The organism is Neobacillus niacini, assembly GCF_036961885.1.
In the GTDB taxonomy this organism is placed as follows: domain Bacteria; phylum Bacillota; class Bacilli; order Bacillales; family Cytobacillaceae; genus Neobacillus; species Neobacillus niacini_H.
In genome coordinates this window covers 1-19,896 of sequence record NZ_JBALNQ010000034.1, presented here as the reverse complement: position 1 = coordinate 19,896, position 19,896 = coordinate 1, and the positions used below count along the sequence as shown (strand labels likewise).

General features: G+C 39.0%; 20 protein-coding genes. 3 read left to right on the top strand and 17 right to left on the bottom strand.

Features of this window, described 5'->3' with window-relative positions:
* Positions 1-46 precede the first annotated feature (46 nt).
* The 10 genes from V7124_RS15560 to V7124_RS15515 form a co-directional block, all read right to left on the bottom strand.
* Complete coding sequence (locus V7124_RS15560; protein ID WP_335417305.1) at positions 47-1,084, bottom strand: ABC transporter substrate-binding protein; 1,038 nt, start codon at positions 1,082-1,084, stop codon at positions 47-49.
* A gap of 15 nt (positions 1,085-1,099) precedes the next feature.
* Positions 1,100-1,924 carry an ABC transporter permease gene (locus V7124_RS15555; RefSeq protein ID WP_335417307.1) on the bottom strand — a complete coding sequence of 275 codons (825 nt, stop codon included), beginning with the start codon at positions 1,922-1,924 and terminating at the stop codon, positions 1,100-1,102.
* Positions 1,921-2,724, bottom strand: a complete 804-nt coding sequence (locus V7124_RS15550) for an ABC transporter ATP-binding protein (protein ID WP_335490635.1) — start codon at positions 2,722-2,724, stop codon at positions 1,921-1,923. Before V7124_RS15550 ends, V7124_RS15555 begins: the two co-directional genes overlap by 4 nt.
* Before the next feature lie 288 nt (positions 2,725-3,012).
* The gene (locus tag V7124_RS15545) at positions 3,013-4,485 is read right to left on the bottom strand and encodes an aldehyde dehydrogenase (protein ID WP_335490632.1); all 1,473 of its coding nucleotides are present in this window, start codon (positions 4,483-4,485) and stop codon (positions 3,013-3,015) included.
* Complete coding sequence (locus V7124_RS15540; RefSeq protein WP_335490628.1) at positions 4,482-4,745, bottom strand: 2-hydroxymuconate tautomerase; 264 nt, start codon at positions 4,743-4,745, stop codon at positions 4,482-4,484. Before V7124_RS15540 ends, V7124_RS15545 begins: the two co-directional genes overlap by 4 nt.
* Positions 4,708-5,499, bottom strand: a complete 792-nt coding sequence (locus V7124_RS15535; protein WP_335417314.1) for a 2-keto-4-pentenoate hydratase — start codon at positions 5,497-5,499, stop codon at positions 4,708-4,710. The genes V7124_RS15540 and V7124_RS15535 overlap by 38 nt, the downstream gene beginning before the upstream one ends.
* Positions 5,500-5,521: 22 nt before the next feature.
* Positions 5,522-6,304 (bottom strand): 2-keto-4-pentenoate hydratase, encoded by a 783-nt coding sequence (locus V7124_RS15530; RefSeq protein ID WP_335490664.1) that lies wholly within the window; start codon positions 6,302-6,304, stop codon positions 5,522-5,524.
* Between the two features lie 25 nt (positions 6,305-6,329).
* Positions 6,330-7,343 (bottom strand): 4-hydroxy-2-oxovalerate aldolase, encoded by a 1,014-nt coding sequence (gene dmpG / locus V7124_RS15525; protein WP_335417316.1) that lies wholly within the window; start codon positions 7,341-7,343, stop codon positions 6,330-6,332.
* Complete coding sequence (locus V7124_RS15520; protein WP_335417319.1) at positions 7,340-8,251, bottom strand: acetaldehyde dehydrogenase (acetylating); 912 nt, start codon at positions 8,249-8,251, stop codon at positions 7,340-7,342. Before V7124_RS15520 ends, dmpG begins: the two co-directional genes overlap by 4 nt.
* A gap of 33 nt (positions 8,252-8,284) precedes the next feature.
* Positions 8,285-9,274, bottom strand: coding sequence for a catechol 2,3-dioxygenase (locus V7124_RS15515; protein ID WP_335417321.1), 990 nt, complete (start codon positions 9,272-9,274; stop codon positions 8,285-8,287).
* Positions 9,275-9,529: 255 nt separating this feature from the next.
* On the opposite strand from V7124_RS15515, the gene V7124_RS15510 reads away from it, so the two are divergent.
* On the top strand, positions 9,530-10,303 hold the full coding sequence (locus V7124_RS15510; protein WP_335417323.1) for an IclR family transcriptional regulator: 774 nt from the start codon (positions 9,530-9,532) through the stop codon (positions 10,301-10,303).
* Positions 10,304-10,399: 96 nt separating this feature from the next.
* On the opposite strand, the gene V7124_RS15505 is transcribed toward V7124_RS15510, so the two are convergent.
* Complete coding sequence (locus V7124_RS15505; RefSeq protein WP_335417325.1) at positions 10,400-10,975, bottom strand: TetR/AcrR family transcriptional regulator; 576 nt, start codon at positions 10,973-10,975, stop codon at positions 10,400-10,402.
* Between the two features lie 205 nt (positions 10,976-11,180).
* Between V7124_RS15505 and V7124_RS15500 the strand changes: the two genes are divergently transcribed.
* Together V7124_RS15500 and V7124_RS15495 are read left to right on the top strand one after the other, a co-directional pair.
* Entirely contained in the window at positions 11,181-12,107 is a 927-nt protein-coding gene (locus V7124_RS15500; RefSeq protein ID WP_335490623.1) for a DsbA family protein, read from the top strand.
* A 226-nt stretch (positions 12,108-12,333) separates the two neighbouring features.
* Entirely contained in the window at positions 12,334-13,356 is a 1,023-nt protein-coding gene (locus V7124_RS15495) for an FUSC family protein (RefSeq protein WP_335417329.1), read from the top strand.
* Between the two features lie 79 nt (positions 13,357-13,435).
* On the opposite strand, the gene V7124_RS15490 is transcribed toward V7124_RS15495, so the two are convergent.
* From V7124_RS15490 to V7124_RS15465, 6 genes are all read right to left on the bottom strand, one after another.
* Complete coding sequence (locus tag V7124_RS15490) at positions 13,436-14,347, bottom strand: nucleoside hydrolase (RefSeq protein WP_335490620.1); 912 nt, start codon at positions 14,345-14,347, stop codon at positions 13,436-13,438.
* Positions 14,348-14,353: 6 nt separating this feature from the next.
* Entirely contained in the window at positions 14,354-15,259 is a 906-nt protein-coding gene (rbsK, locus tag V7124_RS15485) for a ribokinase (RefSeq protein ID WP_335490616.1), read from the bottom strand.
* A 140-nt stretch (positions 15,260-15,399) separates the two neighbouring features.
* Positions 15,400-16,326, bottom strand: a complete 927-nt coding sequence (locus V7124_RS15480; RefSeq protein ID WP_335490661.1) for a ketopantoate reductase family protein — start codon at positions 16,324-16,326, stop codon at positions 15,400-15,402.
* Between the two features lie 114 nt (positions 16,327-16,440).
* On the bottom strand, positions 16,441-18,030 hold the full coding sequence (locus V7124_RS15475; RefSeq protein WP_335490613.1) for a long-chain-fatty-acid--CoA ligase: 1,590 nt from the start codon (positions 18,028-18,030) through the stop codon (positions 16,441-16,443).
* A 250-nt stretch (positions 18,031-18,280) separates the two neighbouring features.
* Complete coding sequence (locus V7124_RS15470; protein ID WP_335490610.1) at positions 18,281-19,477, bottom strand: DUF2812 domain-containing protein; 1,197 nt, start codon at positions 19,475-19,477, stop codon at positions 18,281-18,283.
* Positions 19,470-19,790, bottom strand: coding sequence for a PadR family transcriptional regulator (locus tag V7124_RS15465; RefSeq protein WP_335490607.1), 321 nt, complete (start codon positions 19,788-19,790; stop codon positions 19,470-19,472). The genes V7124_RS15470 and V7124_RS15465 overlap by 8 nt, the downstream gene beginning before the upstream one ends.
* Positions 19,791-19,896 lie beyond the last annotated feature (106 nt).

The window sequence follows — 19,896 nt, the reverse complement described above, 5'->3', positions numbered from 1 at the left end:
TTCCGAATTTCGGATGGCGCCTGGCGCTTTTTCTTATTTATCATTTTTATTTAAACTTATTTGCTTTTTCTAAGAAACTAGTATTTAAATAATCGTTTATATTTATTTTTTTCGTGATGACTGGGTTGTCCCCTTCACTGAATTGTTGTACTAACTGTTTCCATGAATCTTGATAAATGTATCCATAACCCTTTTCAGGCTCAATAGGTGTTGATAATTCAATGAATGTATCGAGGAATAAACGACCAATTTCCTCATCCTTATTTTGTTCTGGTGCTGCCTTTTTCATGATTTCAAAGGTTGCATCAGGGTCATTGATCGAGAAATCTGTTGCTTTGGCAATCGCACGCGATACCTTCTCAACAATTTCCGGTCGTTCTTTTACAAATTTCCCGTTTGCAATAATGGCCGTCGATGGAAGCTTTTTATATTCTTCAGGAATGAGTGATTTTGATTCAAATCCATTTGCGTAAAGGGATACTAAATCATGTGCCCCGCCACTAAATGCATCAACATCACCTTTTTCAAACGCCGTCAGAATAGAGGATGCATCACTTCCGATTGCCCTAAGTGTTACGTCCTTCGTTGCATCTAAACCACCAGTGGAAAGGATCGATCGAACCATCGGAACTTCCCCGCCGCCAAGATCTGTTACCCCGACTACCTTTCCTTTTAATTGGCTTATGTCTGAAATAGTAGAGTCCTTCGGAACCATGAATTCAAAAAGATTGGAAACATTAATTTGATATACTGCCTGAATATCAATGCCTTTCTCCCATGCAGGTAAAAGTGTAGAAACAGCAGTAACACCTATGTCTACTGTTTCGGCTCCTATTTGCTGAACGACATATGTTCCACCTTTACCAAATACAAGCTCGACATCAAGACCTTCTTCTTCAAAATACCCCTTGTCTCGTGCCACATATGTGTAATAAACTGCATTCCCTTCAGCTGCCAATAGTAACTGAATCTTTTCCAATTTACCTTCTCCTGCTGTGCTGCCCGTTTCGTTTGAGGAAGATTTTCCACAAGCTGTTAAAAGTAATAAAGCAAATAGAATAACCAAAATAACTGTTTTTTTCATAGTCTTCACTCCTATTTAATTAATTTTGTCACGATCTCCCCAAAATACAATTTTGCGATCTAGCCATTCTATTAAAAGGTATAAAACTAAACCGATAATAGACAAAACAATAATTAATGCATAAACACTTGCCATATCAAGTTGAAAGTTAAAGGTATCTAATAACATACCTAACCCCTCATTCGCTCCTACAAATTCTCCAACTATCGCACCAATTAAGGCAAAAGTCAGTGACGACTTTAAGCCAGCAAAAATGAATGGCAATGCGGTAGGCAAAGAAAGCTTTAAGAAAACGTCCCTTTTACTAGCAACCATCGACTGGAAAAGAAGTCTACTCTCTTCATCAACTGACTTAAGTCCTACGACTGTATTGACAAAGGTTGGAAAGAAACAAAGCGTGATGGCCATAACTACCTTAGCGGTAGGCCCAAAGCCAAACCATGTAATAAATATCGGAGCAAGAGCAATTTTAGGAATGACCTGGAATGCAACAATAAATGGATTGAGGACTTTATATAAAGTTTGATTCGAAGATACAATGATTCCAAGAATTAATGCTAAAAAAGAACCAATGAAAAACCCAGCGATTGTTTCATACAAGGTCACACCGAAATGCGGATAAAAATACCCAGCTGTAATAAGCTCGAAGGTTGCCACCAACACAAGCGATGGTGCTGGTAGGATAAGTGGGTGAAATACCCCAATTCTACTCAAAAACTCCCATAAAAAAAGGAGAGAAATGAGTAACAGAATGGAATAGACAGCTTCCTTTTTTACATATTTCTTTTGAGTAGTCCTTGGCTTATTAACTGGTATTGATTTTTCAATGGCTGCTTTCATACTCTACCAACTCCTAATAATTCACGAATATGGATGACATAGTCAGCATACTTTTTGGTTGCCAAAACTTGGTCCGTTTTTGGTTTGGCAATATCAATTTTCAAGTCTTCAAGTATATGACCTGGATTTATACCCATAACGATCACTCTGTCTGACATCAATACGGCTTCACTAATATTGTGAGTAACTAGGATAACTGTTTTACCACTTTGTTCTGCAATGTCCATTAAAGAAAAATTCAGCGCTTCACGAGTAAATTCATCAAGTGCACCAAATGGTTCATCTAGCAACAAAATATCAGGATTGTTCATTAATGTTCGGGCAAGGGAAATTCGCTGCTGCATTCCACCAGAAAGTTCTTTTGGATAATACTTCTCATAACCTTTTAATCCGACTAATTCAAGTAATTCTCCGATTCGATTTTTTGCTTTATGAATATCACCTTTTGCTACTTCTACTGGCAATATTAGATTTCCTTCTACCGTCCTCCAAGGAAGCAATACTGCTTTTTGAAACATGAAGCCGATTTTCTTGTTTGGACCCTTAACACTTTCTGAATCAATCATAAGCTGACCATTCGACTGATCGAGTAATCCTCCAATTAACTTTAACAAGGTTGATTTTCCACAGCCACTTGGCCCCAGCAAGGAAATAAATTCACCTTTTTCAATTGAAAGATTAATATTCTGGAGAACATTAACACTGCTTTCTCCTTTTGAAAAAGACTTATAGACTTTCTGGATTTCTATTTGATAGTTTGTTCCTAGTGCATGATCCGTTCTTTGAACTATTGTATTCATTTTACCTCCCCTTTTTGGTAAAAACTTTTATTTGGCAGCGTTTTCATTTCTCTATTAATAAATTGAAAACTACTGTTTACAACAACCTTGCACTGAATATTCTATATATTCAGTATACTAACAACATCATTCATTACAATGGCCAAGTCCCTTTATGTGGGACACGAATGAAAAATTTCTAACTTTTTTTGGAGGAACGAGCGATAGGTTCTTATCCTAGACTCATAGAAAAGGCGTATAGGTCTGTTTAAACCATACGCCTCTTCTATTATTCATTTATATCTAAACCTATTTTAATGCAATGCAAATATTTTTGGCTTCTGTAAAGAATTCCATGCTGTGATGACCACCTTCACGACCAATTCCACTCTTCTTAAATCCGCCAAATGGCGCACGAAGATCACGAACAAACCAACAATTCACCCAAATCGTCCCTGCTCGAACAGAGTGAGAAACTCTGTGAGCTCGTTGGAGATTTTCGGTCCAAACGACTCCATTCAAGCCATAATCTGTATCATTTGCAATTATTAATGCTTCTTCTTCTGTATCAAATGGGATAATCGTTACTATCGGTCCAAAAATTTCATCTTGGCACATCCGCGATTTTGGATTTTCCTGAACATATACTGTGGGTTCTAAATAATAACCATTATGTAAGTATTCAGGTAAATCAGGTCGCTTTCCACCACAGATCAAAGTAGCATTTTCTTCTTTTGCAATCTCAAGGTAACTTGTTACCTTTTTATAATGCTCTTCACTTACGACTGGACCCATTTTTGTAGTAACATCCTGCGGGTCACCTACTTTTAGTTCCATCGCCGCTTTCTTAAATCTTTCGAGAAACTCATCAAAAATCGAGCGTTGAACTAAAATTCTTGAACCAGCAAGACAGATTTGCCCAGAATTCATGAAAGCCGCTTGAATCGAAACGGGGATGGCTTTATCAAGATTTGCATCTTCAAACACGATATTCGCTGCCTTTCCACCTAGTTCAAAGGAAACTTTTTTCAAGCTATCGGCTCCGCTTTTCATAATTCTTTTTCCTGTAGCGGTAGAGCCAGTAAACGAAACTAAATCTACCTCAGGATGGGTAGTAAGAGCATTTCCGACCACTCCTCCAAGACCATGAACGACGTTCACAACACCATCAGGGATACCTGCTTCTTTCGCAATTTCACCAAGTAAGGACACGGATAGCGGTGTCATTTCGGCCGGCTTAATTACCGCTGTATTCCCTGCGGCAAGACATGGTCCCAGTTTCCAAGTTGTCAACATGAACGGAACATTCCAGGGTGTAATAAGTGCTGCAACTCCAACTGGCTCATACCGTGTATAGTTCAAATATTCATCTTCCATCGGATAGGTTTCCCCACCCAGGTTTTCCATGAAATCTGCAAAAAACTTAATGTTGTTTGCTGCGCGCGGAACTTCGTGTTGAAGAGCAGAATGAAATGGTTTTCCAACATCTGTAGCATCTAGTCGCGCAATTTCTTCTTTTCGCTCGAGGATAATTTCAGCCATGCGGCGAAGTTTTGCACAGCGCTCCGCGACTGTCATCGTCCGCCATGGTCCATTTTCAAAAGCATCTCTTGCAGCGCGGCAAGCTTTATCAACATCCGCCTCTGTTGCTTCACTTACCTTTGCAATGATTTCTTGAGTAGCAGGGTTTTTCACATCAAAGGTTTCCCCATTCCCTGCTTGCACATATTCACCGTTTATATATAAACCAACTTCTCTTACACCAGTTTGTACGTTAGTCATTTTGAAACCTCATTTCTCTTCTTAACCGATTCTCCAGCGATTCCCCAATGTTCTGGCTCAAGTTCATTGATCATCACACGCACACTTTGAATGGGAGCATCTAACACATCTGATACTAAGTCGGAAACTTCCCTAATCAAACGTTCTTTCTTTTCAGGTGATCTGCCTTTAAGCATATTAATCTGAATAAATGGCATAAAATTCTCTCCCTTCACTTGTTGTTTACTCAGTAAATACAGCCTCAACCGATCCAATCCCATCAAAGCTTGCGGAAAAGTGATCACCCGCTTCAATCTTAATGGCAGCAGATAGGGACCCACTTAAAACGATTTCACCTGGTTGAATACTCTGTCCAACCTGATATAATCTATTTGCCATCCAAGCAATCGCCCGAGCTGGATGCCCCATCACGGCGGCGCCCGCACCTGTCGCTACGACCTCCCCGTTTTGTTTGAAGACCATACCCATTAATTTCAAATCGATAGTTTCTGGTGAAAAGAATCTTTCACCAATAATAAATCGCGAAGAGGAAGAATTATCGGCAACAGCATCAGGCAGTGTAAAGCTAAAACCCTGGAACCTACTGTCGATAATTTCAAGTGCTGGAGCTACATATTCGGTAGCATCCAGTATATCGGCAACGGTGACATGCGGACCCTTTACTTCCTTTTTAAAAATAAAGGCAATTTCCGGTTCTAATTTTGCATGGATAAATGGTGAAAGTGAAATGCGTTCCCCTTCAAATAATTGCATGCTTTCTAGTAATACCCCGTAAGATGGTTCATGAACCCCCATCATTACTTGTTTGGCCTTACTTGTTAATCCGAGCTTTCGTCCGATTCTTTTGGTGTTTTCTTCCTTGCATTTTATTTCAAGTAAGCGTTCTTGTACCTGGTAGGCTAATGCTTCATCCAATTCAGGATAGACGTCAACAAATTTATTGACAGATTTTTTCTGTTTTTCCGCCTCGTATAATTCAAGAGCAATTTGATCAATCGCATCTGTCTTTATCATGTTTATCACCTAGTTTCTATTTTTATCGTTTAAAGGAAGCTGTTACTGAACCAATATGAGCAAACTCAGCGGTAAATGTGTCATTTTCCTTTACTTCGATTGCACTAGTTAAAGCCCCTGAGAGAACGATTTCCCCAGCTTTTAAGGACACATCGTACTTACCTAAAGAATTTGCAAGCCAAGCAACGGAACGAAGCGGATTTCCAAGTACGGCTGCACCAGCACCAGAATCAATCATCTCTCCGTTTCGATAGGCAACCATTCCAATGTGGGTAAGATCGAGTCCTTCAAGCTTCGTAGGATTTCCGCCAATAATCGCACTAGCGGACGATCCATTATCTGCTACAGTATCTTCAAATTTAATCTTCCAATCAACAATACGGCTATCAATCACTTCAATCGCTGGAACAATATAATCTGTTGCATCGATAACATCAAGTATAGAAACATTTGGTCCTTGTAAATCTTTTTTCAACTTAAAGGCAATCTCAAACTCAACTTTCGGTTGAATATATGGAGCAAGTGAAATCGTTTCACCTTCGACAACCATCATATCCGCCAATAAATGACCATAATCAGGCTGGTTGACGCCAAACATATTTTGAATGGCTTTGCTAGTTGCCCCAATTTTTTTGCCAACAATGACTGCCCCATTATCTACTTTTCTACGGATAATCTCTAATTGTGTATAGTAGGCTTCATCCACAGTAATCCCTGGGTAAGTAACCGTAAGCGGTTCAATGACTTTCTTCGCTTCCTCGGCTTCCAATAATCGGCTAGCAGCTTCTAGAATGATTGTCACAATTTTACCTCCTCTAACTACACGAAACCTAAACTTTTAGCCCTTTTTTCTCTGCTAATTCGACTGCCACATCTAAAATCCAGTCCTCTTGACCAGCAACTGCATTCCTTTTGCCTAATTCCTCCATAATTTCTGAGGCCTTGACACCGAACTTTTCCGCTGCATGTCTTACATGTAATAAAAAGCTGTTATATACCCCTGCATACCCACTAGATAAGTTGTCACGATCAATTACGATTGGTACCTGCATCAATGGAGCAACTACTTCCTCCGCAACATCCATTAAAATAGATAGATTTATTCCTGTATCCAAATTCATTTTATTTAGTACAGCCACAAGCACTTCAGTCGGTGCATTACCCGCTCCCGCCCCTAGTCCCCTTAGAGTGCCGTCAATTTGGTCCGCTCCAGCTTCAAGTGCCGTAATGGAATTCCCAATCGCTAAGCCAAGATTATTATGAGCGTGAAAACCGACCTCAATGGACAACGCTTCTTTTAGAGCAGAAACCCTTTCCCTTACACCACTTTGAACAAGTGCTCCTGCAGAATCGACCACATAAACACAATCAGCGCCGTATGATTCCATCAGCTTAGCCTGCTGGACCAATACGTTTGCAGGTTGAGTATGTGACATCATCAAAAAGCCAACTGCTTCAAGTCCTAATTCCTTCGCTAGTCGGAAATACTGTTCCGTTACATCGGCTTCTGTACAATGAACGGCGATTCGGATGACTGAAATACCAAGTTCAGCAGCCTCTCTTAGCTCATTGCTCGTTCCAATTCCAGGAACGAATAAAGAAGCAATTTTTGCTTGTTTCACTGTTTCTACTGCCACTTTAATCAACTCAAGTTCAGAGTGAATCGAAAACCCTTGCTGGATTGTCGACCCATTCAATCCAGAACCATGGCTGACTTCAATAATAGGTACACCGGCGTCATCTAAATTTCGAACAATCGTCCTTACCATTTCCGGAGTATAGCTATGGCTGACGGCGTGGTCGCCATCTCTTAGTGTGGTATCTGTGATTCTAGGAATCTTCATCGGATAACCTCCTTAGATCCAAGAAAATGTGCGGCATATAAATCTCCAACCTTATATGCTGATGCTGTCATAATATCTAAATTTCCTGCGTAGGTAGGGAAATAGTCTCCCGCTCCTACAACTTCATTCATGATCACGATTGTTGGCAGCCTTCCCCAAGGTGTATCACGGTAATCAATAAATGGAGTACCTTTTAATTTGTACCCTGGAACATAACTCGAAATCTCAGCAACAATCGATTGAATAGATGAAATGACTGCTTCTTCATCAAACTCTTCTTTAATCACTGCATAAACAGAATTGGTCATATTAATGGGTGGCTCTGCCGGATTAAACACTGGAATCGCCCTAGCTAATTTTGCTCCGCCAACTTGTTGGACTGCATTAGCGGTGGTTCGAACAAATTCATCTACATTTTGTCTTGTTCCCGGTCCTATGGATACACTGGCTGCTGTTGCTATGACTTCCGCATAATGAACCGGGACTATGCGATTAACTGCGTGTACAAGAGGGGTAGTCGCCTGACCGCCACAAGAGATCAAATTTACATTCATGGCTTCAATATGCTCATGTAAATTGACCGTTGGTACGACAAACGGGCCAATGGCTGCTGGAGTCATATCGACAGCTAATTTCCCCTTCTCCCGCAATGCAACTGCATTCAACTTATGTGCTTTTGCGCTTGTCGCATCAAAGACAATCTTAATCTCTGGGTCTTCCAAGATCGCATCAATTCCGTGATGGCTTGTACGTATTCCTTTAGCCTGAGCTCTTGCCAATCCATCTGATTCCGGGTCAATCCCTGCAAGCAGGGCTAACTCCATATTTCCTTCATTCTTTAAAATTTTGTACATTAAGTCTGTTCCAATATTACCTGAACCTAAAATTGCAGCTTTTATTTTAGTCAAGACCTCTCACCACACCTTCTATTAATCTAGGAATTAAGGTTTTACCACTTCAGCAGGAATATTCGCTGTACGCGGTGTACCTTGTGTCCACCAAGATTCTGGGAATTCGGTTCCAATCCAGGTATCACCGTTTCCTGGTACATCCTTCATTTCCCAAATGACTGGTTTCCAAGCTGGGTCTGTTATGATATAACCTGCATCTCCGAACAATTCGATTCTGTTCCCGCCTGGTTCAATTACATACATACAGAAAGCTTGGCTGATTCCATGCTTATTCGGAGGAACTTCAACAAAAACACCATGATCTTTTAACAAATCCGCAACATCATAAAGATTTTGTGGTATTCCATACCAGTAGCAAAGGTGGTGGAGCTTCCCCTTTATGCCATTAGGTTCTTGCATGTAAGCGATTTCATGAACAAGATTTGAAACACTTATCCAGCTTCCAAGGACATGACCATTATTTTGGATTTGCTCTCTTAAACGAAACCCTAGTTCTTCAATCAAAAATTCTGTATCCGCTGCTGGGTTAGAAGTCATTAAATTTATATGATCTAAGCGACGCACTGGCACCCCTTGAACAGGACGTTTTGATGGACGATTTAATAGTTTTGATCTTTGATGTTCTGGGACATTATAATATTCCACGTCCCATAAGATTTCCATTAAATGACCATCCGGTGTTGTAAACTGATAGGCCGCACCATGACCAACGTCCCCTTCAATCCAGCCTTTACCCAATCCCGTTTTTTCGATTTCCTCCACTCGACGTTGAAGAGCTTGAGGAGAAGTTGCGCGCCATGCTACATGTCCTACTCCCGCTTCCTTTGCCTCTGTTATTTTTAATGTATTGTGGTAGAAATCCTCATAAGCACGTAAATATACAGATTGACCAGCACGAGCCGTAACTTCCATCCCTAAAAAACGTGTGAAAAATTCTACTGATTGTTCAAGTTTCGGAGAAAAAATCTCCACGTGTGCAAGTTGTGCAACATCAAAAATTGGTTCTTTAAAATTTGTCATTTTCGTTCCTCCTAGATTTCATTTTTGAATTACAGTTTTTGAAAAAAGCAACAAACTTAATTGACGAAACACATTGGATAATGATAACGTTTACATTGTAATCACTATCAAAATTTTTCGAATTGACTGAACTCGTGTGCATAGTCCTATCTTACTGGTATTGAATTGTATCTACAATACTGTTGTCCCTTTATAAGGGACACTTTGTGACACTTTTTCAAATTTTTTGAAATTTTTTAATTATCGGAGGATACTATGATTCAAGAACAAGAAAATGTACTCTCTTCAGTAAAAAATGCGATTAAAATTATGAGATCTTTTAAAATGGACGAACCACAAAAAGGTGTACGTGAACTGGCAGCTGAGCTTGGATTAGGGAAAAGCAGCGTTCAAAGAATTCTGGCAACGCTCGCATCTGAAGGATTAGTTAAGAAAAATGCAGAAACACATAAATATGAATTAGGCTTATCTGTAGTAGAATTAAGCTCCATTGTCCTCGGCAACATTGATCTACATACTGAAGCCCTTCCCATCCTCACAAATCTAGCCAATAAGTGTGGAGAAACGTCACACCTCGCGATCTTAGAAGAAAATCATATTGTCTATTTATGCAAAGTGGAGTGTAAGAACTCTTATAAGTTACAAACGCACTTAGGATTGCAAAATTATACTCATTGTACCAGCTCTGGTAAGCTCCTTCTTGCCCATAGTGGCAGCTACATTGTTGATCTCGTTACCCGTAATGGACTAGATTCTTTAACTCCCCATACCATTACAGATCCAGACGTTTTCCGCCAAGAGTTGGAAATGATACGGAACCAGGGATATTCAGTGAGCGTAGAAGAATACAATCTAGGTGTGACCTCCGTATCTGCTCCAGTAAGAGACCACACAGGGAAAGTAATTGCCGCTATCAATCTAGTAGGACCTAGTCCTCGATTCTCGAAGCAACGAATTAACCATTTTGCTAATGAATTAATCCGTTCCGGAGAGTTAATTTCTGAAAGACTTGGCTACTGGAAAGGTTGATTTTAATTCTCAAACTTTGAAAAAAAGGCACCCACCATAAAATTTGGTAGGTGCCTTACACTTTCAACTTAAATTAGACGTTTCAACAATGGATACTTACACTGTTTTATTGGTGTAATTAAGTCCATTCAAAATATATGGTATAGCTGATTTAATATATTCCTCTGGGACAATTGTCTGGCTATTTCTCCTCCATTCTACAGATGCCCCATAGATTCCCCAGCTTAACATGACTGCGGTTACCATTCGTGCCTTCTCACCATCATCCGTTGAATGTTGTTTTACAAGCATTTTGTAAAAGATCAATTCAAGCTGTTCCCTAATGATGCGGGCAATTGTATCTTCGTATCCTCGATGGCAGCGATTAGATAATGATTTTTGAAAGTTAGTAATTGCTTTAAAGATACTAATAAACGCCTCTTCATTTAGTTCGCTTTTTTGGTAGACTTCGGAATCCAAATTAATTAATAATACCTCTGATAACACTTTTTCTAATAAGTCATATATATCTTCGAAGTGATAATAAAAAGTCGCGCGATTAATCATAGCCTCTGTTGTAATATCCTTAACCGTTATATCCTTAAACTCCTTTTTATCCGAAAGTTCCATAAAAGAATCCATGATTAACTTACGGGTACGAAGAACGCGAGGATCTGTCTTTGTTTCACTCATAGTAAAATTCCCTCCGACTTATTAAACAAATATATAAATGTGTTGGATAAACGACATATTCAGTGAACTATTGGTATGGTTTGTTTTCAATATAGATTAAAATACAGATGTGAAGGAATATGAGTCTCCTTATTCAACTGATTATTATTGTACCAAAAAGTGAAAGAAACTTCTTAAAATTGACTCAAGAAAGCGAGGAAACATAATGACGAACAAAAATAATCTAATTTGCGATTTAGAAACAGGTGTTTGTGGTGTAGCTGGGGAGGAAGAAATGGAGATCATAGATTTAAATCCACCCAAGAAAAAAATAGACGTTTATTATGTAACCGACCCAATATGTTCCCATTGCTGGGCGCTAGAACCGACTCTTCGCCGCTTTGAAAAACAATACGGGAATTATTTCAACTTTCATACCGTCATGGGTGGTTTGTTGGAAAAATGGGGTGACGGACCTATCGATCCTGCAAATGGAATATTTAAACCCGCGGACGTTGCAGGTCATTGGAGAGAAGTTGGAGAATATTCGCGCATGCCTATTGATGGTTCACTGATGGTCGATAATCCAGTTCAGTCATCCTTCCCTCCGTCTCGCGTATATAAAGTAATTCAAAAACATCATGATGATGAAAAAGCATTTGAATATTTACGTCGTTCAAGAGAAGCACTATTTGCGTTTAATCAAAATATAGCTGAAAAATCCATTATGATTGACATCGTCAACAGTATAGGTATTGATGGAGAAGCAATTGTAAACGAAGCGGAAGAACAATCCGGACATCAATTATTAAATGAAGACTTCGCACTTGCAGGAAAGCTAGGAGCTAGAGGTTTTCCAACGATAATTCTATTGAATGAAGAAAATAAGGGTGTGAAAATTGTTGGCAGCCGCCCATTAGAAAATTATGTTAAAGGATTATCCCAAGTTTTAAATGGAGAAGAACCGAAACCGACACAACAACCTTCGCTTTCTGATTTACTAGCTACTGAAAAACTTCTATTCTCAAAAGAAATCGAAGTCATGTATGATCTGGAGAAATCAGACCTTCAAGCTTTTGTTGAAAAAGAGTTAACAGCAGGTACGTACGAAGTAAATGAAGTACTAGGTGAAAAATATTTAGTAAAGAAATAAATTTGTTCTAAAAGGCTTTTAATAAAATGCGCTAGGGACCTTCCACTTTACGGATGGTATCTAGTGCTTTTTTATATTTATTCAAATAAAAACTTACCCCAAAATCATGCTTAATACCACAAAAGTAATTGAAATTATAAGTTTTAATAGATATATTTGATAAGGTAATTGAGAAAAGTGACTGTTAAAATTTATTGTTCAGCGCTTTTATGGAGGATTGAGCATAGTGAAGTTAGGACCTCGCGTTATTAAAACCGGACTTGCTGTTACATTTGCCCTATATATATGTTCCGTATTAAAACTTGAATCCGCAGTCTTTGCGGGAATTGCTGCCATATTTACGATTCAACCTTCCATTTACCGGACATGGAAACAAGTATGGAACCAAGCACAAACCAATCTAATAGGTGCGATATTTGCCTTTTTGGGATTATATTTTCTTGGCAGCGACCCCTTTTCTATTGGACTTGTCATCATAATTCTGATCTCAATTAGTATAAAATTAAAAATGGCAGAAACGATTTCGTTAACGGTCGTAACGGTGTTAGCGATTATGAGTGCACCAGGAAACGAAGATTGGCTCTTTGCGTTAAACCGTTTTATTGTCACCTTCATTGGTATGGCAACCGCATTAGTGGTGAATATTTTTGTCTACCCACCCAACTACAAGAAAAATTACGTTTCAAAAATCAATGATATTTTCCAGAATTTCTCCATTTTAATGAAAACTTCTATTTCTGATGAAATGACAGAAAAGTCGTTTAAGGAGCAAATGGAACAATTAGAAAACAATATTTTTCTATTAGAAGAACATTTTCTGTTATTTGATGAAGAACGTGAAAAAATGGCCAAGGTAAATAATATGGATGTGCGGGAATTAGTCGTGTTTAAGCAAATGTTTAAATCACTCCAACAGGGATTTATTGTCTTGGAGGATATTGATTCCTTTTATTTTACCAGTAAGCCGACACCTGAAGAAAATCAACTCTTTGATCAACACCTAGAGTATCTCATTAAGTATCATGAGCTATTTCTATTAAAATATGATGGAAAAATTAAAATGGATCTTCCTTCAGTAGAAGATGAGTTTATGAAAAAAACAGAGGTCTTTTTAGAAAATGTAATGGATACCTATAATGAAAAACAAAAAATTCAAATGGCCGTCATTGGGGCTTCTATTTATAATTATGCCTTTCAATTGGATCGGCTGAACACGCTAGTGGAGCAATATAAGAAGAAATCACAATAGTAGGTCATTGTACCATTGGGGTCAGTCCCCCGGCGAAGTAAAGCTTTAAAGCACCGGGGGACTGACCCCAAACTACAAACTAAAAAATGCGGCTTAGAAAATGGTTTAAAAATGTTTCTGCTTCTACCTGGGTACAGACTTGAATTTTAGGTTCACCTTCAGAGTGTGCGACAGTTCTCCCAATCTCTTCCCCTTCTAAAACAACCTTTATATTCCACTTTTCTTTCTTAACGAAACTAGGGTCGATCGTAATCCCTACCGCGAGAGGGTCATGTAGAGCACAGCCGCCAATCCCGGGATGAAACGTTTCATAAGATTGCATATAAAAACGGGTCATATCTGCAAAAAAATCAGCAGCCTCTGTATTCAAAGCACTCCAGTCAGCTAATTTTTCTTTTGGTAATAATGTTTTCATCGTGACATCTAGTCCCACAATCGTTACGGGTAACCCTGAAGAAAACACACAATCCGCTGCTTCGGGATCGGTTATTACATTTGCTTCGCTATACGGTGTGACATTACCTGCTGTAAAGACCGCACCACCCATTATGACTACCTCTTTTACAAGAGAGGCGATTTCTGGTTCTTTTTTAACAGCGAGTGCAAGATTAGTAAGCGGTCCTACCGCAATAATCGTAATCTCATTTGGACGCTTTTTCACCTGGCGAATGATATAATCCACTGCACCTTCAGACTCTGCTTCCCTGGCAGGAGCTTTATCAAATTTGTTACCAAGGCCATCTTCTCCATGTACATGTGTGGGGAATTTTTTTAAGCCCCTTTTTAGCGGTTTATCAGCACCTGCATAGACTGGAACGGTTTTCCCTAGTTTCTCTAAGACCACTAATGTATTACGTGTGGTATATTCAATTGGCCCATTGCCAAAACATGTCGTCAAACCGATAACCTCTAACTCTGGAGAGTTTAATGCATATGCAATCGCCAATGCATCATCAATCCCCGTATCCACATCCAATATAATCGGCTTCATTCAATCTCACTCCATTTTATGTAATTGTAAAAATTCTTTAACCTCCTGTTTGGTTGGCATTCCACTTTGTGCTCCTAGTTTGGTAACGGATATTGCACCTACAATATTGGCAAACCTACAGGCCTCTTCGATTTCAGACCCTTCACACAATGCGACGGCCAATCCACCATTAAATGAATCGCCTGCCCCAGTTGTATCTACAGCCTCCACCTTGATGCTTGGAATTTCTAGCTCACAACCGTTTTTATAAATCATAACTCCTTGGGACCCTTTTGTTACGATACACTTTTCTTTTAATTCTTCTAATTCTTGCTCCGTCCCGTCGATAGAAGCAAACATCAGTGCTTGTTCATGTTCATTCGGCGTTAGGTAATCTACCATCTCTACTAGTTCTTTAGGAAGCCTTTGAAAAGGTGCTGGGTTTACTATCGTTAGGATTCCGTGTTTTTTCGCAATCTCAACGGCTCTTATGACACTCTCAAGAGGAATCTCTAATTGTAATAAAAGCAAATCGCTATTTAAGATTTTATCCACATTTTTTTCGATGACCGCAGGAGTTATATGATTATTGGCTCCAGATACGACAATAATACTGTTATCTCCATCGGATAAAGTAATTGAAGCAATTCCAGTTGATGTATCCTTAACCTTCATGATGTTTTCAGTACTTATCCCTTGATTTGTTAAATGATCCACTAGCATTTCACCAAATGAATCATCTCCAACAGCGCCAATTATGGTTACATCCGCACCAAGTCGAGCAGCAGCCACGGCTTGATTAGCACCTTTACCACCAGGTATTGTATGGAATGAATGACCAAGTACTGTTTCTCCAACCTTAGGGATTTGGTTCGTAGTAGTAACTAAATCCATATTAATACTTCCAATTACCGTTATATTTCTACTTATCAAATTATCACCGCCCGCATGCTTACTTCATTGCCCTACTTCTTATAACATGGTGTTCTTCCTATTTTATAATTGCTTTTTTGGAGGTCTGCTATGTATTAATTATTGTGAAATCAAAAGCAGGATTTCTAACCTAATTCACCCTAAATAGGTCTCCCATTCTCATAAGGTTTTAACACCCCGTACAACGTTTCTATTACGGGAACCTCGACCTGGTGTTTGGCAGCCAAACGCAGGGCTCCTCCATGGAGATGCTCGACTTCAATCGGAAGCCCTTTTCTCATATCTTGATGCATGGAAGATGTCGCTTCTTTCTTGAAACCTAGCAATGTTTTTGTTACCGATTCTACTTCTTGATCTGTTAAAATAACCCCCTCTAAACCAGCTAACATGGACATTTCAAGGATTACCTTTATTGCAGTAGCAAACGTAGCCGGGGAATTTGCTATATAACCTGATGGCAGCTGCATCGCTGAAGTGATTCCAGAAAATGCCGTAATAAATATGTACTTTTTCCACATATGTTTTAAAATATCTTCTTCCCTAATCAACTTCGTTTTTACTTGACTATGTAATTCTTCTAACTGCTCACATATTTTAGTTTGCTGTTCATGAAGCACCCCATATTTCAGCGTACTGTTCCCACTCGTGTGCTCGACGTGACCTTTTTCATTTAACGTAGCAACAATTGAAGCAAATCCCCCTACTACTTTCTCCTTACCAATGGCTATCTGGAGTTTTTCTATATGCTCCATCCCATTTAACAAAGGCAGTACAAATGCTCCCGTGTGTTGCACAATCGTTTGAACCTGCGGGATCACTTGGTCAAGATGATAGCCTTTAACAGCGAGGAAGATTAAATCTATATCTCTCACTTCTTCCGGCAAGGTATATGTAGTTACATTTCTACTTTCAAAGTTCCCTTCGGGGCTGTTTATTTTTAATCCTTCTTTTGCTAATTGAGCAGCCCGTTTTTCTCTGACAAAAAATGAAATATTTTGACCTGCTTCTAACAGTCTCCCACCAAAATAAACACCTAATGCTCCTGCACCTAGTACTAAAATATTCATCAATGGATTGCCTCCCATTTCCCTTTTAATCTCTTTAATGTGTAATTTTAAAAATGGGGTCAGTCCCCCGGCGAAGTAAAGCTTTAACGCACCGGGGGACTGACCCCGAAAATACTAGTTCACGAATTTCTCTTTCCCTATCCAATATTCTTTTCGTAGATGAACCTTTTGTATTTTCCCTGACGCAGTTTTTGGTAGTTCATCTACAAATACAACCTTCGTAGGAGCTTTGAAATGAGCGAGACGGGTTCGAGAATACGCAATCATTTCCTCCTCAGTAGTATCTGCTCCTTCACGTAACACAACAATTGCATGTGGAGTTTCTCCCCATTTTTCATGAGGAACAGAAATGACAGCAGCCTCTAAAACTGCCGGGTGATCATAAAGAACACTCTCTACCTCGATGGAGGATATGTTTTCTCCTCCACTGATAATGATATCCTTTTTTCGGTCAGCTATTTCAATATTCCCCTCTTCATCCACAATTGCCATATCTCCTGTATGATAATAACCATCACGAATTACCTCATCCGTGCCCTCTTGATTATTCCAATACCCTTCCATAACACCATTACCTCGAACGATTACTTCACCTAATTCCTTCCCATCATGCTTAACTTCTTCTCCATACTCATTTACCACTCTGACATCACTGCCAATAAATTCATAACCAGCTTTCGCCTTGAGACGATACTTTTCTTCTTTTGAAAGGTTCTTCTGTGTGTCTCGAATGACAGAAGTTGTAATCAGTGGTGATGCCTCTGTCATACCATAAACCTGAATGAATTCCCATTTTAACTTTTCTTCTACTCGTTTTACAAAGGCTGGCGGAGGTGCTGAACCTGCAATAACTATGCGAATATCCTGTGGTTGTGGGCCAATCTCTTTTTTCTCTGCATATTGCAATAAAGCATTTAGTACGGTTGGAGCCATATGCATAATTGTAACGCCGTGATTTTCAATTCTCTTGAATATATCTTCTGGAGTCACCTTTCGTAGACAAACTTGAGTGGAACCGTTTGCAGTATAGTAAAACGGTGAGCCCCACCCGTTTACATGAAACATCGGTAGAATATGAAGTAAAACATCGGTGTCTGATACTCGTAAATGATGCATAGATGTTAACGCATGCAAATAATTACTTCTATGCGTTAACATAACTCCTTTTGGTTTTCCAGTTGTCCCACTTGTATAAAGAAGTGTGGCAAGGTCATTTTCATCTATTTCAGGGCGTTCCACTGGATCTTTACTATATCGACCTAGCCATTCCTCATAGGCAGTTATCTCTGCACTACTCGTTTCTAACCCATGTACGATAATTTTTTCTACAAAAGTAAATTGTTCACGAACGGGCTCAATAAGATGCAATAAATCATTGTCAACAAACAGAACCTTTGTTTCGCTATGATTTAAAATGTAAAGATAATCTTCAGGTATTAAGCGAGTGTTAAGCGGAACCATAACTGCCCCCAATTGCAGAACTCCATAAAACCCTTCATACATTTCAGAGGTATTCGGTGCAAGATAGGCTACTCGATCTCCTTTTCCAATTCCAGTTTCACGTAACCCTCGTGAAAGCTGGTTAACTCTCTCATTCACCTCAGAATATGTATACACCTTTTCATCATCCAATATTGCTGTTTTCTTCCCATACAATTTTACCGCCCTGTCCAAAAATTGAGGTAATAGCATTGGTACGTACATTTTGAATTCCCCCTATTAGAAAGTGTTTTTCCATAAAAGTACACTTTTAAAGAAGTGATGTACTTTTGTATTGGAATTTTTATGAAGCCATTATAAATAATTCGCCCTTTTTCGTACATTACCTCTTTACCTACTATAGAAATCCCACAATTTATTTTTCTAATCATTTATGGTAAAATTGTATTCCTTGGCAGGGGCATTTAAAGAGCGAGTTGGCATTTTATGACCAACTCGCTTTTATCTTTATCAGCTATTCTAAAACTAACTCAATCTTATCTTCTATGTTTTCTATTATTGCATTGATATTTGCATACCCATAATAACGAACATGTATAACCGCTTTTCCTTTAGAAGCAAATACTTCATTCATCGCCTCTTCCTCATGAACAATCAAATGATCAAAAGTTGGATGCTTTGTTTTAACAAAATCTTCACTACTATATTCATAGTTATATCTTTTGATTAAATCTGAAATCAGATTATCCGCCATAGCTGGTACGCTCAGTTGATAAACCTTTGTTTGAATACTTGGTGAATATTCACCGCTCCCGTCCTTCCACATTCTTCCGGGAACCACCCCGTTTTCATCTGTTTCATATTGCACGGGTGCCAACGGACTCCAATTATACGTATATCGGTTTCCCCAATCAACATTGTCAATCATATAGGGTTCATCTCGAACCAAAGCAGGATTCTGCTCTACATCTGCTAATCGGACAAAAGGTAAATCAATGCTTGCCTCTGGCATAGTTTTTGTATCCATTTTTACAAGCTGTACGAATGGAATGATAGCACTCAATCCAACAACTACTGTAAAAAGGAAAGCTATCATAGATTTTAATCGATAGTGTCTCTTCCAAGGTTCATGATGATCAATCGGTTTTCCTACGATAAGATCTTTTCGCAAAGCACGAATGGATATGGCTGCTTGTAACGAAGTATAGGCTGAATATCCAATAAATAGGGATAAAATAGTTTGTTGAATAACCATCCCTTCCACCATAAAGAAGGTAGGTGTCCTATCAAGAAACCAAATAGAAGATAACATCCCGACCATTAAAATCATTCCGACTACAACGATAACAGCATTCATAGCAAGTTTCTTATCCAGTTCCTTTAATGTAAAAGACTGTTCGGTTGGGTCTGTATGAAGCTCTGGTGCATCGAGCTCTTCAGGTGATAAAAATACATGAAAAAAACCATAGCTTGTTACATAATCCCAACCACTTTCCGCATACATCTTAATTTGTTCTTGTGTTACCTTCTTCTTTATGGATACATCTATTCTGTACCTCATTTTCCTTGGTTCACCTTTAACAAACTTAGCAAAATGTATCCCCATCTTTTTTAAATGTAACCCTTTAGCCGCCATGTCTGCAAACCAGCTTTCATGCTTACCAATTCGCCAATAATCACTGGGACGAAGTTTATAGACTGTTTTATTCATTCTCATCACCTTCCTCTAACATGCTCCCGTCATGTATCATGGCCTTTATTCGGCTATACTCTATTCGAAGAGCTTTTTCTCCTTCTGGTGTAATTTGGTAGGTTTTCCTTCTGCCATCATCTTCTGCCAATGAAATAAGGCCGTCTTTTTGCATCCGTGAAAGTACCCCGTAAAGTGTCCCCGGTCCCATTGTTAATCTGCCATTTGAAACTTCGGTAATTGCTTGCATAAGCTGATACCCATGGTTAGGATGCATTAAAGCTAGTAGTACATAATACATTGCTTCGGTCATCGGTCCCCCATTATACGCCATTGCTACATCCCGTCTTTCGATAGAAATATTATGTATCACGATATATCGTATAACATAATAGTACTACAGGAAATATCTGGTGTATATATAATTTTGATTCGTTTGT